The 17,050-nt window shown below is 53.8% G+C and carries 20 protein-coding genes, 1 tRNA gene and 1 other annotated feature; of the genes, 9 read left to right on the top strand and 12 right to left on the bottom strand.

All coding sequences use genetic code 11. The features are described 5' to 3' along the window. Positions 1-335: 335 nt before the first annotated feature. Positions 336-2,255, bottom strand: coding sequence for an ATP-dependent zinc metalloprotease FtsH (gene ftsH, locus LEP6406_RS0220670; RefSeq protein WP_008311260.1), 1,920 nt, complete (start codon positions 2,253-2,255; stop codon positions 336-338). A 191-nt stretch (positions 2,256-2,446) separates the two neighbouring features. Next, complete coding sequence (locus tag LEP6406_RS0220665) at positions 2,447-3,127, bottom strand: phosphoribosylanthranilate isomerase (protein ID WP_008311258.1); 681 nt, start codon at positions 3,125-3,127, stop codon at positions 2,447-2,449. A gap of 135 nt (positions 3,128-3,262) precedes the next feature. On the opposite strand from LEP6406_RS0220665, the gene psaK reads away from it, so the two are divergent. From psaK to LEP6406_RS0220640, 5 genes are all read left to right on the top strand, one after another. Beyond that, complete coding sequence (gene psaK, locus LEP6406_RS0220660; RefSeq protein ID WP_008311257.1) at positions 3,263-3,541, top strand: photosystem I reaction center subunit PsaK; 279 nt, start codon at positions 3,263-3,265, stop codon at positions 3,539-3,541. 237 nt (positions 3,542-3,778) lie between these two features. Further along, positions 3,779-4,912, top strand: coding sequence for a CobW family GTP-binding protein (locus tag LEP6406_RS0220655; protein WP_008311256.1), 1,134 nt, complete (start codon positions 3,779-3,781; stop codon positions 4,910-4,912). Then, positions 4,905-5,378 (top strand): HIT family protein, encoded by a 474-nt coding sequence (locus tag LEP6406_RS0220650; protein WP_008311255.1) that lies wholly within the window; start codon positions 4,905-4,907, stop codon positions 5,376-5,378. Before LEP6406_RS0220655 ends, LEP6406_RS0220650 begins: the two co-directional genes overlap by 8 nt. 104 nt (positions 5,379-5,482) lie before the next feature. Further along, a complete protein-coding gene (locus LEP6406_RS0220645; protein ID WP_008311254.1) occupies positions 5,483-5,680 on the top strand; it encodes a hypothetical protein in 198 nt (65 codons plus the stop codon). A gap of 260 nt (positions 5,681-5,940) precedes the next feature. Continuing rightward, the gene (locus tag LEP6406_RS0220640) at positions 5,941-6,444 is read left to right on the top strand and encodes a Tic20 family protein (RefSeq protein WP_008311252.1); all 504 of its coding nucleotides are present in this window, start codon (positions 5,941-5,943) and stop codon (positions 6,442-6,444) included. A gap of 149 nt (positions 6,445-6,593) precedes the next feature. Here the strand turns inward: LEP6406_RS0220640 and LEP6406_RS31545 are convergent, their stop codons facing one another. From LEP6406_RS31545 to rplS, 9 genes are all read right to left on the bottom strand, one after another. Then, positions 6,594-8,216 (bottom strand): S-layer homology domain-containing protein, encoded by a 1,623-nt coding sequence (locus LEP6406_RS31545; RefSeq protein ID WP_008311250.1) that lies wholly within the window; start codon positions 8,214-8,216, stop codon positions 6,594-6,596. A gap of 252 nt (positions 8,217-8,468) precedes the next feature. After that, positions 8,469-8,855: a 50S ribosomal protein L7/L12 gene (gene rplL, locus LEP6406_RS0220625; RefSeq protein WP_008311248.1), complete on the bottom strand. Its 387-nt coding sequence runs from the start codon at positions 8,853-8,855 to the stop codon at positions 8,469-8,471. Between the two features lie 111 nt (positions 8,856-8,966). After that, the gene (rplJ, locus tag LEP6406_RS0220620) at positions 8,967-9,500 is read right to left on the bottom strand and encodes a 50S ribosomal protein L10 (protein ID WP_008311247.1); all 534 of its coding nucleotides are present in this window, start codon (positions 9,498-9,500) and stop codon (positions 8,967-8,969) included. 186 nt (positions 9,501-9,686) lie between these two features. Continuing rightward, positions 9,687-9,840 (bottom strand) — a sequence feature (ribosomal protein L10 leader region). 86 nt (positions 9,841-9,926) lie between these two features. Continuing rightward, positions 9,927-10,643, bottom strand: coding sequence for a 50S ribosomal protein L1 (rplA, locus tag LEP6406_RS0220615; protein WP_008311245.1), 717 nt, complete (start codon positions 10,641-10,643; stop codon positions 9,927-9,929). Between the two features lie 102 nt (positions 10,644-10,745). Further along, positions 10,746-11,171, bottom strand: a complete 426-nt coding sequence (gene rplK / locus LEP6406_RS0220610) for a 50S ribosomal protein L11 (RefSeq protein ID WP_008311243.1) — start codon at positions 11,169-11,171, stop codon at positions 10,746-10,748. 3 nt (positions 11,172-11,174) lie between these two features. Then, positions 11,175-11,834, bottom strand: a complete 660-nt coding sequence (nusG, locus tag LEP6406_RS0220605; protein ID WP_008311241.1) for a transcription termination/antitermination protein NusG — start codon at positions 11,832-11,834, stop codon at positions 11,175-11,177. Next, positions 11,834-12,076: a preprotein translocase subunit SecE gene (secE, locus tag LEP6406_RS0220600; protein WP_008311239.1), complete on the bottom strand. Its 243-nt coding sequence runs from the start codon at positions 12,074-12,076 to the stop codon at positions 11,834-11,836. Before secE ends, nusG begins: the two co-directional genes overlap by 1 nt. 104 nt (positions 12,077-12,180) lie before the next feature. Then, positions 12,181-12,253 (bottom strand) — tRNA-Trp (locus tag LEP6406_RS0220595). A gap of 86 nt (positions 12,254-12,339) precedes the next feature. Continuing rightward, positions 12,340-12,702, bottom strand: a complete 363-nt coding sequence (rplS, locus tag LEP6406_RS0220590; RefSeq protein ID WP_008311236.1) for a 50S ribosomal protein L19 — start codon at positions 12,700-12,702, stop codon at positions 12,340-12,342. A 243-nt stretch (positions 12,703-12,945) separates the two neighbouring features. Here rplS and map point away from each other — a divergent pair, with 243 nt between their 5' ends. From map to LEP6406_RS0220570, 4 genes are all read left to right on the top strand, one after another. Further along, positions 12,946-13,743: a type I methionyl aminopeptidase gene (gene map / locus LEP6406_RS0220585; RefSeq protein ID WP_409978150.1), complete on the top strand. Its 798-nt coding sequence runs from the start codon at positions 12,946-12,948 to the stop codon at positions 13,741-13,743. Between the two features lie 205 nt (positions 13,744-13,948). Next, a complete protein-coding gene (gene dapB, locus LEP6406_RS0220580) occupies positions 13,949-14,773 on the top strand; it encodes a 4-hydroxy-tetrahydrodipicolinate reductase (RefSeq protein ID WP_008311232.1) in 825 nt (274 codons plus the stop codon). A 483-nt stretch (positions 14,774-15,256) separates the two neighbouring features. After that, the gene (locus LEP6406_RS0220575; RefSeq protein WP_008311228.1) at positions 15,257-15,469 is read left to right on the top strand and encodes a chlorophyll a/b-binding protein; all 213 of its coding nucleotides are present in this window, start codon (positions 15,257-15,259) and stop codon (positions 15,467-15,469) included. 80 nt (positions 15,470-15,549) lie between these two features. Continuing rightward, complete coding sequence (locus LEP6406_RS0220570) at positions 15,550-15,789, top strand: hypothetical protein (RefSeq protein WP_008311225.1); 240 nt, start codon at positions 15,550-15,552, stop codon at positions 15,787-15,789. Between the two features lie 205 nt (positions 15,790-15,994). On the opposite strand, the gene LEP6406_RS30595 is transcribed toward LEP6406_RS0220570, so the two are convergent. Further along, positions 15,995-16,735 carry an FHA domain-containing protein gene (locus LEP6406_RS30595; protein WP_008311222.1) on the bottom strand — a complete coding sequence of 247 codons (741 nt, stop codon included), beginning with the start codon at positions 16,733-16,735 and terminating at the stop codon, positions 15,995-15,997. Positions 16,736-17,050: the final 315 nt, after the last annotated feature.

Raw genomic sequence — 17,050 nt, 5'->3', positions numbered from 1 at the left:
TCTCTCGGAATAGACCGTTGCTGCTGCTTTGATCTTCCGCATTCCTGGGGGAACTTTCGGGGCATTTATAGCGGTTCCCTAATGGATGAGGTACAGCTCAACTTGATGGCAATTCGGGGAACAAGGGGCTTAAGCCCCTTGCCTGTACTTAACCCGAGTGAGAACCGCTATATCTTTCGGCGCACCTATCCTTCACAGCACAACAGCTAAAACTTCCATCCCGTAGCTTGGAAGTTTAGCTGTTGTCATAGTTTTGGCGAATTGGCTGGGGACACCAAGTGCCTCTCTGATGCTGATTGCTCAAGCAAGTTGGCTTGTAGTCTGGTCTTAAAGAGTTAGGGTGTAGCGCCGCTCTTGGCAAAGGATTTTTCCGGAAGGGTCGTATATTCGCTCACCAGTTTGCGGAACTCGTCGCCTTCCATGGTTTCTACCTCCAGCAGGCGATCTACCAAGCGATCAATCAGAGCACGATGTTCCCGCAACATGTGTCGGGCTCGGTTATAGCCATGGTGTGCGATCGCGCGGACCTGCTGGTCAATCTTGCTGGCCATTTCTTCGGAATATTCCGAGCGTGGGGCTAGGCTGCGCCCCAGGAACACCGGACTGTCCATGGTTTCTAAGGCCACAGGTCCCAGATCTGACATGCCGTAGAGCGTAACCATCTGACGGGCTAGGGTGGTCACCTGCTTAATGTCGCTGCCTGCCCCCGTCGTGGTTTCCATGTCACCGTAGACCTCTGCCTCCGCCGCTAGACCACCTAGGGCAACGGTGATGCGATCTAGGAGCCAGTTGCGCGTATAGAGTCCGCTGTCGATCAGATCTTCATTGGGCAGGGACTGGGTAAAGCCCTCTACTCCGCCGGAGCGGGGAATAATGGTGACCTTGTTCAGATCGTCGGAGTGGGGCAGTAGCGTTGTAATCAGGGCATGGCCTACCTCATGGTAGGCAGTCATCCGCTTACGGTTGCTGTCTAAGAGGGGGGTCAAGCTCAGACCAATGGTGAGGCGATCGATCGCGTCCTCAATTTCCAGCATGGTGACCGCCTCTTTGCGGCGGCGAGCCGTGAGAATGGCGGCCTCGTTGAGTAAATTGGCCAACTCCGCACCAGAAAAGCCGGGGGTGCGACGGGCCACGGCTCCGAGGGAAACGCTATCGTCCACCTTCTTATTCCGGGCGTGGACTTCTAGAATGGCGAGGCGACCTTGGTAGGTGGGTAGATCCACCATCACCTGGCGGTCAAAACGGCCTGGACGTAGTAGAGCCGAGTCGAGCACGTCTACCCGATTGGTGGCGGCAATGATGATAATGCCGCTGTTGCCCTCGAAGCCGTCCATTTCCGTTAGAAGCTGGTTCAGGGTTTGCTCCCGCTCGTCGTTGCCACCACCGATGCCCGTGCCCCGCTGGCGACCTACGGCGTCAATTTCATCAATAAAGACAATACAGGGGGCGTTTTCCTTGGCTTTTTTAAACAAGTCACGGACACGGGAGGCTCCTACCCCTACGAACATCTCCACAAACTCGGATCCGGAGATACTGAAGAAGGGGACGCCTGCCTCCCCGGCGATTGCTTTTGCCAATAGGGTTTTGCCGGTCCCTGGGGAGCCGACAAGGAGCACCCCTCGGGGAATTTTGGCCCCAACTGTGGTGAACTTCTCGGGATTCTTGAGAAAGGACACCACCTCTTGCAGTTCTTCCTTGGCCTCCTCAATCCCCGCTACATCCTCGAACTGAACCCCAGTTTTGGCCTCCATCTGGAAGCGAGCCCGTGATCGGCCAAAGTTCATCGCGCCCCCTGCCCCAGAGGCAGAGCGTCGCAGGATCAGCAGCACACCGAATACCAGCACCACCACGAGCAGGGTATTGGCGGCAAACCACGCGATCGCGCCCCCACTCCCCGGCGACTGGATTTCCACATCTACTTGCTGTTGCCGCAAACGCTGAATGAGCTCAGGGTTGCGCCCATCTCCAGCGAAGAGTAAGACCTGACGGGGCTCATCCGCATCACTGTCTCCCTTGAGGCGGACTTGGGCGATCCCCCGTTCGGGATCGATGTCCACCTGTTGAACCTGCCCCTCGTCCACCTTCTCCAAAAAGTCTCCATAGGTAAATTCATCCTCGGTGCTCTGGGTCTGGGCCAGGGCAGGAGGCAGAGCCACTAAGGCTTGGAGCAATAACCACCCGACGGCAATGAAGCCGGAGGCGGTAACAGGGAGGGTGCGACGCAGCGTAGAATGCTGGGGCAGTCGGGAAGCCATAGAATACAGTGCCTTTCTCGGTCTAGTGCAACGTCAAAGATATCTTGAGATATCTTTCTGGAATATTCCACCTAAAAATCATCCTGTGGATCGATGTCGATTAAGCCTGTTGCCCTAGGGATTACACCCCTAAGGGTTCTTGATGATAATACTGGGTAGGTATTTAGCAGGAATACTCTTAGTCTAATCCGTCAGCTTCCTGGGTGTGGCGCTACGGAGGGGATTACTGTATCAAGCTGGCGCAATAGGTGCTGCACCTGGGTCACATCCTTATGGCCGGGACTGATTTCTACGCCGCTGGACAGGTCGATGCCATCGGGGGTGAGGTGGGCTAGGGCGGTTGCAATGTTGCCTGGGGTAAGACCTCCAGCTAGGATCCACGGCAATATGGGGCGAAAGGACTTTAGGGTATCCCAGTCAAGTGTATGGCCGGTGCCCCCCAACAGGTGGGGATGGTAGGCATCTAGTAGAATCCGGTCTACGGTGTCGGTATAGGGAGCGATTTTGGCCAAATCCCCAGCAGTCCGAATGCGAAAGGCTTTGATCAGGGCTAGATCCGGGTATCTGACCCGCAGATCTCGGCAGTCTTCCGGAGACTCCTGTCCGTGGAGTTGCAGTGTGGTGAGGTGGCCCTGGGTGATGGCTACCGCGATCGCATCGGTATCGGCATTGGCAAACACACCAACCCGCTCCACCTGCTCCCATCCCTCATGGCGTAGGGCCGCTGCCAGGGTTCCCACCTGGGTAGGGGTGACATAGCGTGGCGAACTGGGAACACAGATAAAGCCAATGGCACTAGCTCCACAACGGGCCACCGCCACCGCCTCTTCAGGATCCATGAGCCCGCAAATTTTAACCCAAAGACCAGTCATGGTGTCTGTTAACTCTATTGAACAAGCTGCGAAACCCATTCCGGGGGTGCCTATAATCCCCTGTATTCTGTCAAAAACTGTGTTTTGGCAAAATTCGTTTTGACAACTCTCTTTTAGCTTCAGGAGCTTAGACCCTTGCTATTATCATCCGCGTCTCTACTGCTCGCCGATGTTACGCCCACGACCCCCCAATGGTCCTTTCAGATCGCCCTAATCATGATCACGGCTAATCTCTTTGTGATTGCCATTGGCCGCTACGCGATCAAAAATCCGGGGGCGGGTCCTGCCCTGCCCTTTACGTTGCCTGGGCTCTTCGAAGGATTTGGGCTACCGGAGCTGCTGGCCACGACTAGCTTGGGTCATATCCTTGGGGCAGGCATGGTTCTAGGGCTGGGTAGCGCCGGTATTTTATAGGGATGTTCCCAAGACTGAATCCCGTTGTGCCATGCCATTGCTCAAGAATTGGATGCGTCACGTACTGGGATGACGCATCCTGTTGGGATGTCCATGACCCTGCCCCGTCTCGCTAGTATGGAGAGTATGTTAACTGCGTGGGTCTCCGACCGGCCTCTGGCTATAGCCTCCGACCGGCCTCTGGCCATCGCGCTGTTGCCCTATTCACCTCACCGTCTATCCTGTAAACCTTGAGCCATGACTTCAGCCACCCCCCTTGCCACCCAGCCCCTTGACGATACCAAACATGGCCTCCCCGTCACCATCATCACGGGGTTTCTGGGTAGTGGCAAAACCACCCTGCTGAACCATATCCTCAGCAATCAGGCGGGGCTCAAAACTGCCGTCCTCGTGAATGAGTTTGGGGAAATTGGTATTGATAATGACCTCCTCATCACCACCCCCGGCAGCGACGATACGATGGTGGAGCTGAGCAACGGCTGCATCTGCTGCACCATCAACAATGACTTGATGGACGCTGTCTACAAGGTGCTGGAGCGTCAGAACCAGATTGACTATCTAGTGGTGGAAACCACAGGGCTGGCGGACCCATTACCCATTGCTCTTACCTTCCTGGGGACCGAACTGCGGGATCTCACCCGTCTGGACTCGATTGTAACGGTGGTGGATGCCGAAAACTACAGCCTCGATCTCTTCAATAGTCAGGCCGCCTACAACCAAATTGCCTACGGCGACATTATTCTGCTCAACAAGGTGGATCTGGTAGATGAGGCGGATCTGGATCTCCTAGAGGTCAAGCTGCGGCAGATCAAGGAGGGGGCACGGATTTTACGTACCACCCGCTCCGAGGTGCCCCTACCCTTGATTCTGAGTGTGGGCCTATTTGAGTCAGACCAGTATTTTGCAGCGGCCAATCCCGACAATGGCCATGATCATGGCTCCCATGGCCACGATGACCATGATCACGACAACTGCGACCACGACCATGGCCACTGTGAGCACGACCACGGCGATCACGATCACCATGCTGAAGACCATGGCCATAGTCATACCCATAGTCCCTATGCCTCTGATCATCTAGCCATTGATGGCTTTACCTCTCTTTCTTTTCAGAGCGATCGCCCCTTTGCTATTCGCAAGTTTCAGTATTTTCTAGACAACCAGCTTCCTGAATCCGTCTTTCGGGCCAAGGGCATTCTCTGGTTTGATGAAAGCCCTAAGCGCCACATTTTTCACCTCAGTGGCAAGCGCTTTTCCCTGGATGACGATGAGTGGAAGGGGAGTCCCAAGAACCAAATGGTGCTGATTGGCCAAAACCTAGACCATGCTGTGCTGCGAGAACAGCTCAATACCTGTCTGATGGATGGTTGAGGTCTCCAAGTCTCCCTTAGAGCATCCTGACTGTCTTGCCTGCCAAATTCTGGCGGGTCAGGTTCAGGTTCCTGGCGGCATGATTGCTGAAAATGCCTGGTGGGTGGCGGACCACTGCCTCGGAGCCCATGGGCTGGGGGCGATTGTGGTCAAATCTCGTACCCATCGAGATAATCTCTGGGATCTCACCCCCAAGGAAGCAGCCACTCTGGGGCCTTTTTTGCAGCGACTGACCCAGGCCATGGTGGCTGCCCTCGGAGCAGAACGGATTTACATTAACTCTTGGGTGGATCAACCCCCCTACCATGTCCATTTCCTGCTCCAGCCCCGCTATTCAGGCAAGGTGGAACTGGGGCTGCAAGGGTTGGAATTACAGGTCTATCGATCGCTCCAACCCAAGCCTAAATGGGATGAAGCTGCCGCGATCGCAATCCAGATCCGCAACCATCTTTCTGCTAAAACTTGAGTACGCAGTCATTAAGGTGTGTACCCAGGCACACCGCCCACCGAGGGGCTGACCTAAAATAGGCCCATGGGATACTTTGAAGGTTCTCTGGGAGGTGATGACCTATGTTGGTTGTAATGATGGACAACCAGCTTCTAGCCCCCGATGCTATCTGCCAAAGTTGCTTGATGGCAAACCAAGCAGGACAACCCCGTTGGCGTCAGGGCAGACTATGCTGCGGGCGCTTGCTGGCGGATTCCAGTGCGGAGCAACCCGCCCAATATGAATGTCAAATGGGGTTTCGTATTGCCCACATTGAATAGTTCCCATGGCTACCCACCTTGAATAATTTTAAGGAGAGCTGATTGAGGAACCCCCGACTCTCGGTTAGCATAGAAACCAGTTGAGCTGGACCAGTTGAGCTAGGTCAACACTTTTCAGATGCTTAATAGCAGTCGTCAGTCCGATTTAGGACCAGACTGTGAGCCAATTTGCTTGAGTCCTCAGCATCAGAGAGGTATCTGGTGTCCTAAGCAAATTAGCTCAAGTATAGTTAGCAATCTTTTGGAGGCTTAGTTTTAGGATGACTTGGCGCGGCAATGTAACGGCCCAAGACCGACTCTTCGGCTCTCTTCCCTACCTCTTACCCCTCGTAGAGGTCTGCTTACTGGCCTTGTTCTATGCGGTTCGCTACGATATTGGACTGTTTGCCCAGTTTCCTATATTCACCCTGATTTTGGTGCCGCTGTCTCCCCTGATACGCCTTTATACAGGCTTCCCCTTTGCTGGATTGATTGTGTTTATTCTGCTGCTGAGTCTAGTGGTCCGCAATACCAATATCAGCCGCTTTATCCGCTTCAATACCATGCAGGCTATTCTGCTGGATATTCTCCTCATTTTGGGGCGATTGATTCTTAACATGGTCCTAGAACCTATTCTCCGGGGTGGTCTTATCCTCGATACCCTGGTAAATGTAGTCGTACTGGGGATTCTGGCAGCAGTGGTTTACTGCGTCTCCCAGACAGTGCTCGGTCGCGAGGCTCAGATTCCAACGCTGTCGGATGCGGTAAACATGCAGGTGCCATAGTCATAAAAAAGACTCCGGAATTCCGGAGTCTTTTTTGCCGGTCCCCTCTTCCCTTGGGAGAGGGCTAGGGCTTCGGCGTGAGCTCAGCCGAACGGTGAGGGGCTGAGTGTGTCACGATGGAACGGCCAGGGTATTTCCGCCGCCCAGTACTAGGGTACCTGACCCGTGATATTGCCAGCAGGATCGTAGTGGCAAACCAGAATGTCTTGCCCCCCAGTACTGGCAAGGCCACAGCCGACACTGGTAGTTGCGCGCCAAATAATCTGGGTGTAATGGCCGATATCCTGCCAGCGGCCTGTATTAGAAGCAGAGTCAGAGAAAGGCTTGCCCGGAAGAAAAGCCTGCTGTTCAGCGCCCCAGAGATTGACTAAATCCGTGACGGAAAGCCGACCTGGAGGGCCACTGCTAGCCAAATTTTCTCCTGCACCATTGCGTTGCTCAACAGCGCTGTGGTAGAAAGCACCCTCTGAAGCCAGTTGATTGGCCCAGCGCTGGGCGGAGGTCGCGAGAACTGGAGACCAGTTCAGATTGGTGGCTCCAACCTCGGTCCGATAACGATTATGGGCAGTCAAAAGCTGTCGGGCGAAGGCGCTGTTACTGTCGGTGGAGGGAGTGACTGGACCGGAAGCCGCAGGGGGAAATTCAGTAATCGAAATGTCGTAGGCAAAACTCTGGTTTTGCACAAAATCCCCAATCCAGATGTCATAGGTTCCAGTGGACAAAGCGCCTTGGAACTCGGGCAGGACTGTCCCGTTGGAGTCGTCAATGCAGGTGTATTGCCCGGTTTTGTTATTGCGCATCACCAGGGAGACATCAGCATTGGAGGTGACGTTGATGCGGAGATAAGAGAAGGACTGTTCTACCGTCAGGATGTGATCTGGGGTGGCTGAATTGATAAAGCCGCCGAAACCACAGGCGTTGGGTACAGTATTGGGACCACCAGAGAAGCCGCTACCCGTGGCCGGATCAGGTAGAAAACCAGGGGCGAGGGTGAAAACGTCATAACTTGCCATCGGTGTTGCGACTGGTGGCGTCGTGTCTGGGGGAGGCGTGGTGTCTGGAGCAGCGGCAGTCTGGCTACAGTCATAGAGCCGTACAATTGCGGCAGCGGTGAAGGCTCGGGTCGCACCGTTGTTAGGGGCAAAGTTGACCCCTTGCTCCCCTAGGGGTGTGGCGACATTACAGTAGCCTGACAGGTAGGCAATGGTCTCATTGGCCCAATGGGTGCTGGTGTCGGCAAAGGCAAAGCTGGGCTGCTGGGGACGGCCACTGAAGTAGCGGTCGGCTACCTTTCTGAGCATGGCCATCAGCTCGGCCCGAGTCACTGCCTGGGTGGGCTTAAAGGTACTGTCGGCGTAACCCGACACAATATCCGTTGTAGCAGCGTAGGTGATTTTGCTGGCACTCCAGCGGTCAGCCGGAACATCACGGAAACGGCTAGGCAGGTTGCCCACTTCTGCGGCGAGTTGGGCATCAGTCACGCCGATGGCGGCCAAAATAATAGAGACAGCCTGCTCTCGGGTGACAGTTGTGTTGGGGCGAAAGGTGCCGTCCCCCGGACCAGCAATAAAGCCAAGGTCGGCGGCTCGTACAATTTCGATACGATAAATGTTGTCGCCGATATCGGAGAAAGCCGCTTGGGCTATCTGAGTTGTCGAACGGTTCAATCCCTGGGCTACCCCATTGGGGGCTGTAATTGCGATCGCACCTGCGGTTGATAGCAGGAAAGCGGTCCCTACACTAAGGACACGTAGTTGTTTGCAGTAAGTCATCACTCTATCCGACCTCGTAACGCTATATTTGGCGCGCTAAATCGGATACAGCCTAACACTTGCCCCAGGGAGCCACAATACACCAGGAATTCCCATGAGTTGCTAGCGGCTAGTTATGGTGACGGTCTTTCAGCAGTGATTGCAGAGTTTCAGATAGAGCTTGTAGGTAAAGCGTTCAGTCAAAGGGTGGAGGCGCGATCGCAATGGCCTAAAGACCGACCCCAAAGGGCCATCGCGCCTCCAAAGGGCCTTCTACTTCACAGAAACCTTACCACCGGCTTCTTCAATTTGCTTCTTGGAATCTTCGGCGTCATTCTTAGAGACGCCTTCCTTGATAGCCTTAGGTGCTGATTCAACCAGCTCCTTCGCTTCCTTCAGCCCCAGACCTGTCAGAGCGCGCACAGCCTTCAGAATGGAGATCTTCTTGTCGGCGGGCACTTCCTCTAGCACCACATCGAACTCAGTCTTCTCTTCTTCAGGCTCAGCCGCCGCGCCAGGAGCCGCCGCCATCATCATGCCGCCAACAGGAGCCGCAGCACTGACGCCAAAGGTCTCTTCAATTTGCTTAACCAGTTCCGCTGCTTCTAGCAGGGTCAAGGTTTGTAGCTTTGCCAAAATTTCATCGGTTGCAGCAGACATTCTAAAACTCTCCTTTTGGGTCAATTTGGTCAAATTCGGTCAACTGGGATGAGTCTGCACAGGGGCCATAACCTCACCTATTGGGAAAGGTAAACCGCTTGCTTGTGTAGACTAGGCGGCGTCGCTTTCCTGCTCAGAAACCGCCTTGATTCCCCTTGCGAGGGAAGCAGGCACTTCCTTGATACCCACGGCCAGCTTGGTTGCCAGAGCATTGAGGGCACCCGCAATTTGCCCGTATAGCTGCTCCTTGGAAGGCAGATCCCCAATGGCTTCTATCTCTTCCTTGGAAAGGGCACGTCCTTCCATGACGCCCCCCCGCAGTTCGGTTTTTTTGGTGGCTTTCTGGAATTCCTTGTAAGCCTTAACCGCCCCACTAAAATCCTCTTTGACAAAGAGGAATGCCGAGGAATCCTTCAGGAAATCCTGCATTGGTTGCCAAGCCTCATCGCCATCGACAGCGATGTGCATGAGGGTATTCTTGGTAATTTTGCAGGTGCCACCTTTTTCCCGCAGACGATTCCGCAGGTCTGTCATCTCAGCAACGGATAGACCTTTGTAATCAATCACAAAGGCCAGTTGGGCTTCCGTTAGGATGGTCTTAAGATCGGCAACGATCTCTCTCTTGTTCTCCGATGTTCTCCCCATTCAGTCTCACCTCCTTTTCGTTAGGGATGGTTGCGAAGCTCTAAGACAAGCGCTATGGCAGTGGCCATCTAGGTTAGGACAAGGGGCTTAAGCCCCTTGTTCGTTCCAGGCTTTGAAACGTCCTAGCGATAGTGACTCTTGCTATATCTAGCAACCGCAAAGACCTGACAAGCAGGCATTCAACATACACCAAATCAAAAACCCCGGTGGGGAGCCGGGGTTCAAGGAAAGATAAAGGTCCACAGCGCGATCGCGGAACTCTATCTCTTCTATGCACCTCGGCAGGACATTAAGCTGGCTTAGCAGCGCCTGCTGTCTTGGGTTGCTATTCAGTTAAAACTCACTGGATTTTTGGAGTCGCGCTTGTCCTCAAAATGAGATGTTGTAGCAACTTGGCCTTCTCTTGATTCGCTTCTGAAGACTGGGTTACGTCAGCTCTGAAAGCTTAATATCCCGTAGGGAACTAATCTCTAGAGGAATCGCGGGACCCATGGTCGAAGATATATTAATCGTGCGCCAATAGCGCCCCTTAGAACCAGAGGGTTTATTGCGATCAATACACTCCTGAAGCGCTTTGAGATTGACTAGTAAATCTCCAACCTCAAAGTTCACCTTGCCAAACATAACATGAACGATGCCAGTTTTGTCAGCTCGGAATTCTAGTTTTCCCGCCTTGAATTCTTCAATGGCTTGGGGTAAATCGAAGGTGACGGTTCCCCCTTTGGGGGACGGCATCAAACCTCGGGGACCCAGCAGTCGTCCCAGCTTAGCCACTTTGGGCATCATATCGGGGGTGGCAATCAGGACATCGAAGTCCATCATGCCCTTTTGAATCTCTTCGATCAACTCTTCGGAACCAACAATATTGGCTCCAGCCTCACTGGCTTCGTTGACCTTTTCTCCCCGAGCAATAACCGCGATCCGCACAGTCTGCCCCGTTCCCTTGGGCAGAATGACAGTCGTGCGGAGCTGTTGGTCCGTGTATTTTGGATCAATGCCTAGACGGATATGAGCCTCAGCAGATTCCACAAATTTAGCAGTGGCAGTATCCTTCAGGAGTTGTAGCGCTTCTGCTGGTTCATAGAGCCTATCTTGGACCTTTTCATGCAGGGCTTGCAAACGCTTGGAAATTTTTTTCGTCATGGTAATGAACTCCTTGGGGTATTAGCGAAGCGCTGCTTCTCCCCCGATAAATAAATGATTCAGTCGGACATGGGCTCTATTTAGGTCGGGCAGATACCTAACCTAATCAGCCACAGTGACGCCCATGTTGCGGGCGGTGCCTTCGATAATGCGCATAGCTGCTTCGACATCGTTAGCATTCAAGTCAGGCATCTTTGTCTCGGCGATCTCCTTGAGTTGCGCCCGAGTAATGCTGCCTACCTTGACCCGGTTAGGTTCCCCCGATCCGGTTTCAATGCCGATGGCTTTTTTGATCAGCACGGAAGCAGGAGGGGTCTTGAGAATAAAGGTGAAGCTGCGATCTTCAAAAACGGAAATTTCCACCGGCACAATCAGGCCGACTTTTTCAGCGGTTCTAGCGTTGTACTCTTTGCAGAACGCCATAATGTTAACCCCGTGTTGCCCCAAGGCTGGACCTATGGGGGGGGCGGGGTTAGCTTTCCCGGCTGGAATAGCCAGCTTAATGAGTGCGACAACCTTCTTTGCCATTAATTAACTCTCTTTCTGAACTTGGTTAAATTCCAACTCTACGGGCGTATCCCGTCCAAAGATGGACAGCAATGCCTTGAGCTTACTGCGCTCGGGGCTAACTTCAATGACCTCGCCCTCGAAGTCCTTGAAGGGGCCAGAGAGCACCGTAATGCGATCGCCCGCCTCCATATCAATTTTGACGACGGGTTTTTGCTCTTGGGCTTGCTTGAAGATACGCTCTACTTCGCCGCGACTAAGGGGCATCGGCTTTACGTGTCCCCGCCCACGGCCATAGGCGCGCCGCTGCTCTGCGCCCACAAAGTTAATCACATGGGGGGTGTTTTTTACCACTTGCCAAGCCTCATCATCAAGGGCCATGCGAATAAGTACATAGCCTGGGAAGACTTTTTCCTCGGCGTTTTGGTGGGTACCGTCCTTGCGAATCCTGCGAATGGGGGTTTGGGGAATCTCAATCTGGAGAACCCGGTCTGCCACATCTAGGGTCTGGAGACGTTGCTCCAAACTCAGTTTGACTTTTTTTTCGCACCCGGAGGCTACTTGAACTGCATACCAGCGGGCAGAGCGCTTTAGGGACTCGGGGGAGACTTCGGTATTATTCTCTATGCCCTCGTCACTTGGGTTAAGGCCATCATCGGGGCTAAATTCGTCTGCCATGATCATCAAAACACCTGCCCGGACGCCCAACCAAAAAATTGATCGATAAAGTAAATCAAGGTGGCAGAAAGGCTCACCATCAGGATCACTGCCGCCGACTCACTGATGAGCTGCTGACGAGTTGGCCATACAACCTTACCCAACTCCTCTTGAGTCCCTTTCAAGAATTGGGAGAGGTTAAAACCACCACTCCCTGCGGATGCTGCTGCATCCCGCTTGACTTCTTTTTCTGCTTCCTTTTTAGCCACTGCGACTGCCTCAGCTTTGCAATACCCAAAACACCATCGTACCCAAAGATTCGCTTATAGGAAAAACCTCGCGAATCTTTGGGTCGATAGCAGTGTTAGCCCAGCGCGCCCTCGAGGACTCGAACCTCGGACATCAGGTTTTGGAGACCTGCGTTCTACCAACTGAACTAAGGACGCATGGGGGACTCGACTGTCCTAACTAGTTCTCTAATCGTAACATGGGCAGAGCGGTAGCCCGCGCCGCCTCAATCTTCGGAGCTTGCCTATAGAGGACGATCAAACCGTTGTTTGAGACGGGTTGCCTTCCCGATGCGATCGCGCAGGTAGTAAAGCTTGGCCCGACGAGCCTTGCCGCGTCGCATTACCTTGATGCTAGCAACGAGAGGGGCATGCAGCAGAAAAACCCGCTCTACGCCCACCCCCTGGAAGATTTTCCGAACGGTGATGGACTCGCTAATGCCACCATTTCGCATGGCAATGACGGTGCCCTCGTAGGGCTGAATTCGCTCTTTGCCCCCTTCTTGAATGCGGACATCGACACGCACGGTGTCGCCCACATAGATCAGGGGGAGGTCGTCTTTGAGATAATCCGCTTCTAAGGAGCGAATCGCTTCTTCAGCATGCATGGTTTTTCTAAAAGCGCACAGTCTTCAATTGTAGGTCATGGCCTCGGTTGTTGTCTATAAACGTGTTGGGAATGGGGGGTATGTGCTGGAGGCGGGCTGTGGTCACGCTGTAACGGAGGTTAGGTGATCTGGGGTTGGAAGCTGGTGGCGCGTTACACTGCTGAAGCTTTGGTGTGGCAAATATCGGGTTTTTAGGAACTGGACATGAATTTTTTGACACAGTTGTTGCCGAAGGTGGCCCCTATGGGGGAACGGCGACAGCGACAGCGCCGGGTGCGGGGGGTGGAGATCAAGGGGGCGGCGGAGATTGAGATCATGCGCCAAGCTGCCCGGATTGTGGCGACGGTGCTGAAGGAAATTGGGGAGCGGGTGGAGCCGGGAATGACAACGGCGGATCTAGATGCCTATGCCGAGGAGCGAATCCGGGCTATGGGAGCAACCCCCAGTTTCAAGGGTTACCACGGTTTCCCCGCTAGTATTTGTGCCTGCTTGAACCATGAGGTGGTTCACGGTATTCCCCGGCGGCGTCAGGTGGTGCGTGCTGGGGACCTGCTCAAGGTGGATACGGGGGCCTACTACCAGGGTTTCCATGGGGACTCCTGTATTACGATCGCGGTGGGGGCAATTTCCCCAGCGGCACAGCGGCTGATGGCAGCGGCAGAAGCGGCACTGTACGCGGGGATCGCCCAGGTGAAACCGGGCAATACGCTGCTGGATCTGGCGGGGGCTATTGAAGACTGTGTCCAGGGCTACGGCTACAGTATCGTGGAGGACTACACGGGCCATGGTGTAGGGCGCAATCTCCACGAACCGCCATCGGTGTTCAACTTTCGCACCCGTCAGTTGCCCAATGTCACGCTGCAAGCGGGTATGACCTTGGCGATTGAACCGATTGTGAATGCGGGATCCAAGCATACCCGTACCCTCAAGGATCGCTGGACCGTGGTGACGGTGGATAAGGCCCTGTCGGCCCAGTTTGAGCACACGGTCCTAGTGACGGAAAGCGGGCACGAAATTTTGAGTGATCGCACCCTGGTGTGATCTGGGTTCGATGTTCGTTGGGGCTGGAACACTTTTTGCGAATCTCATATGCTTTGCTTCGAGATACCTCGGAGCGGTTTGTTCCGTGGCCTGATGCTTGTCAACCAGCAGTCCAGTAGGATGGGTTAGAGATTACGGTAATCCTGTTGGCGTCAGGCGATTGTGTCAGCCTGACTAAACCCTCCTCAGAATCAGAGAGCAACCTATGGCAGCACCAGTCACTATTCCTATTGTTGTCAACGGAGCCTGCGGCAAAATGGGCCGTGAGGTGATTAAAGCAGTTGCCCAGGCAGAGGATATGACCCTGGTGGGTGCGATTGATAAGAATCCTGCCGTACAGGGAGAAGATATCGGCGAGGTGGTGGGCTGTGGTCCGGTGGAGGTGCCTATCACCGCCGATCTGGAGGCTGCCTTGGTGATGGCCCAGAGTGAAGGGCTGGGGGTGATGGTGGACTTCACCCATCCCGGCACGGTGTATGAGTCGGTGCGGGCTGCGATCGCATACGGTGTCCGTCCCGTTGTCGGCACCACGGGCCTCAGCCCTGAACGGTTGCAGGATCTGGCAGAGTTTGCTGAAAAGGCCAGCATTGGCTGTCTGATTATTCCCAACTTTTCCATTGGCATGGTGTTGCTGCAACAGGCGGCAGTTCAGGCGGCCCAATACTTTGAGCATGTAGAGATTATTGAGCTGCACCACAACCAAAAAGCTGATGCCCCCAGTGGAACGGCGTTGCAAACCGCACAAATGTTGCAAGGGTTGAAGAAGACCTATAACTCGCCCCAGGTAGAAGAGACCGAAAAGCTGGCGGGGGCACGAGGAAGCACTACTGCCGACGGTATTCGTATCCATAGTGTGCGCCTACCCGGATTGATCGCCCACCAGGAGGTATTGTTTGGGGCTCCAGGGCAACTCTATACCCTGCGCCATGACACCAGCGATCGCGCCTGCTACATGCCGGGGGTACTGCTGGCAATCCGCCGTATTTTGCCCCTTAAGTCTTTGATTTACGGACTCGAACAAATTCTCTAAAAAAAATTGCCTGACCCCATAAAGCCCCCGAGGTCAGGCAATTCACCTGTAAGGACGCTTTCCTGGCAAAGGACCAACCGCCCTAAAGTTGCCCCCTTACGGCGGGCTGGCAATCTCTGCGTGCGTTCTTCAGAATTGAACCTATTCTCATTTGAACTGGGGAAAACTGGCGTCCCCAGAACTACGCAATTCTAAGTGCGATCGCACTTATCTCCCATTGGCCCTATCCGTAGGACTACCTGTTCAGTCTGGAGCATGACAGGCCAGGAATCATGTTGGCTTTGATCCGCCACCAATGGCTCATGAAATGCCACTATTTGACTGGATTTTGTCAGATCCGCTTACCTGTCCAGCCCCTGCCCCAGGGGACTGTAGGAACCCGAGGACCTTTTAGTGATGGCCAGAACGTCAATATTTTGCAACATTTGTTTACAAAACGATTTACATTGTGTTACGTTGGTGGCATCACCACAGGAAATACCCATGACATCCAACGGATACACCACTGAAGACGGTAACCGCTTGAACAACTTTGCTATTGAGCCCAAAGTCTACGTGGATGACAGTCAGCAGTTTGGCTTCAATGTCTACGCCGAACGGATGAATGGTCGTCTTGCCATGGTTGGTTTTATCTCCGCGATCGCATTTGAAGTGCTGACGGGCCACGGCGTCATCGGTTGGCTCACCCAACTTTAGACCGTCTCCCTCCAACGCCCCATGGCAGCTTCTACTCCCTGCCCATTTATTTACTGCCCATTTATTGAAGGAGCATTCCCATGAGAAGCGATCTTGATTTTCCCCGCCAAGAACTACTCGGTCCCGTAGTCTTTCGCCCCACCTTTAACCGTTCTGAAGCCATCAGCGGCAACCAGGCTTGGTCTCTTTTTTTTACCGCCGGTCAAGAGGATAAAATCCTCGGCTACAACTCAGAAACCGGTCGCTTATTTACTAATTTGCTTGTTGCCGTCGCCTCTGCTGGCGTGGTCTGGGCAATTCTATTTACGAAGGCGATTTAGGTATACAGCGGTTCTCCCTCGGGTTAAGGATAGACAAGGGGCTTAAGCCCCTTGTTCGCCGAAGTGTCATTAAGTTGAGGTGTACGTCATACATTTAGGGAACCGCCATACATCCTACCCATAAAAATGGGTGGAAACCTCTTCAGAATCATCAAAATGGGGACACCGTGTCACGGTGTCCCCATTTTGATGATGGGGAGACGCTCTAATTCAGAGATCCCTTAGGGTGGGATGGCCCATTTCCAGTACCGCCATCCCGACTATTGCGTCGGAGAAAATGAAGGGTCTCTTCTAAATTGGGAGTACTGTCTGGCTCGTGTTCCATGTTCTCTTCCTCAGGGATGGGCGTTGTAGGAGGAATGGTCATATCATCTAGCCACTGAAGTACTTCCGCCGACGGTGCAGCGGTGCGACGAAACTCCGTGGCGTGGAAAAACCGGAAGTTGAGACTCCCTAGGCGAATATGATCGCCATCCTGGAGGGTATAACCATGGCGAATCCGGACTCCATTCACAAAGGTGCCATTGGTACTGCCCAAATCGTGAATCATAAACCCGTGATTTTTGTCATACACCAAGGCTGCATGACAGCGAGAAAGGCGACGATCACGTAGGGATAGGGCTGCCTTTTGGGGATCGCGCCCAATCGTCCAAATGGGGAGTCCGCTACTAGTCCGCAGGAAAATCTGCGATCGCCCCTTCAACAAATTGGTCAGGATTAAGGGCTGTTTATCGGTGACTAAACCTAGGACATAGCAGAGATGGTCTGACCGCAGAGTGCTCTGTGCTGCCGGGGTTTCTAGATTTAGCAGCTCCGTCACAAGGGCAGGATTTTGATCGTAGACTCGCTTAAAAGCTTGAAACAAATTTAAGCTGCGCTGCACATCTTCCTGGGAAGAGTCTAGGTGGGCAAGGGCATATTCACTGAGAGCTTTAGGGTCTAGCATAGGGTTCCCGTGTGCATGGTGTACGGGCAGAGGTTATCCATACAGCGTGATCAAAAAAGCAATGGCGTCTACCGTGGGCCATAGGAGAGCAAGGGGAGCATAGACTCACCTGTGGGGACACCGACAATCCCGACCGCTGGGGTTAAAAAGGCGGGGGCTATTCTGATGTGGGGCCGACGTCGGGCTGCAACTATAGCTATAAAGCCTTGCCCAAATTGGGTCACGAAACTGGGGACTTAGTCAAGTTCTCCAGGGAGGATAGGACTGGACTAACCCCGCCTTCGCGACTTGTGAGTCAAGCGCCAAGCATCCATA

Origin of the sequence: Leptolyngbya sp. PCC 6406 (assembly GCF_000332095.2) — a bacterium.
GTDB lineage: Bacteria > Cyanobacteriota > Cyanobacteriia > Phormidesmidales > Phormidesmidaceae > PCC-6406.
The sequence above is the reverse complement of the archived record's forward strand: the minus strand, read 5'-3'. Positions and strand labels throughout refer to the sequence as shown.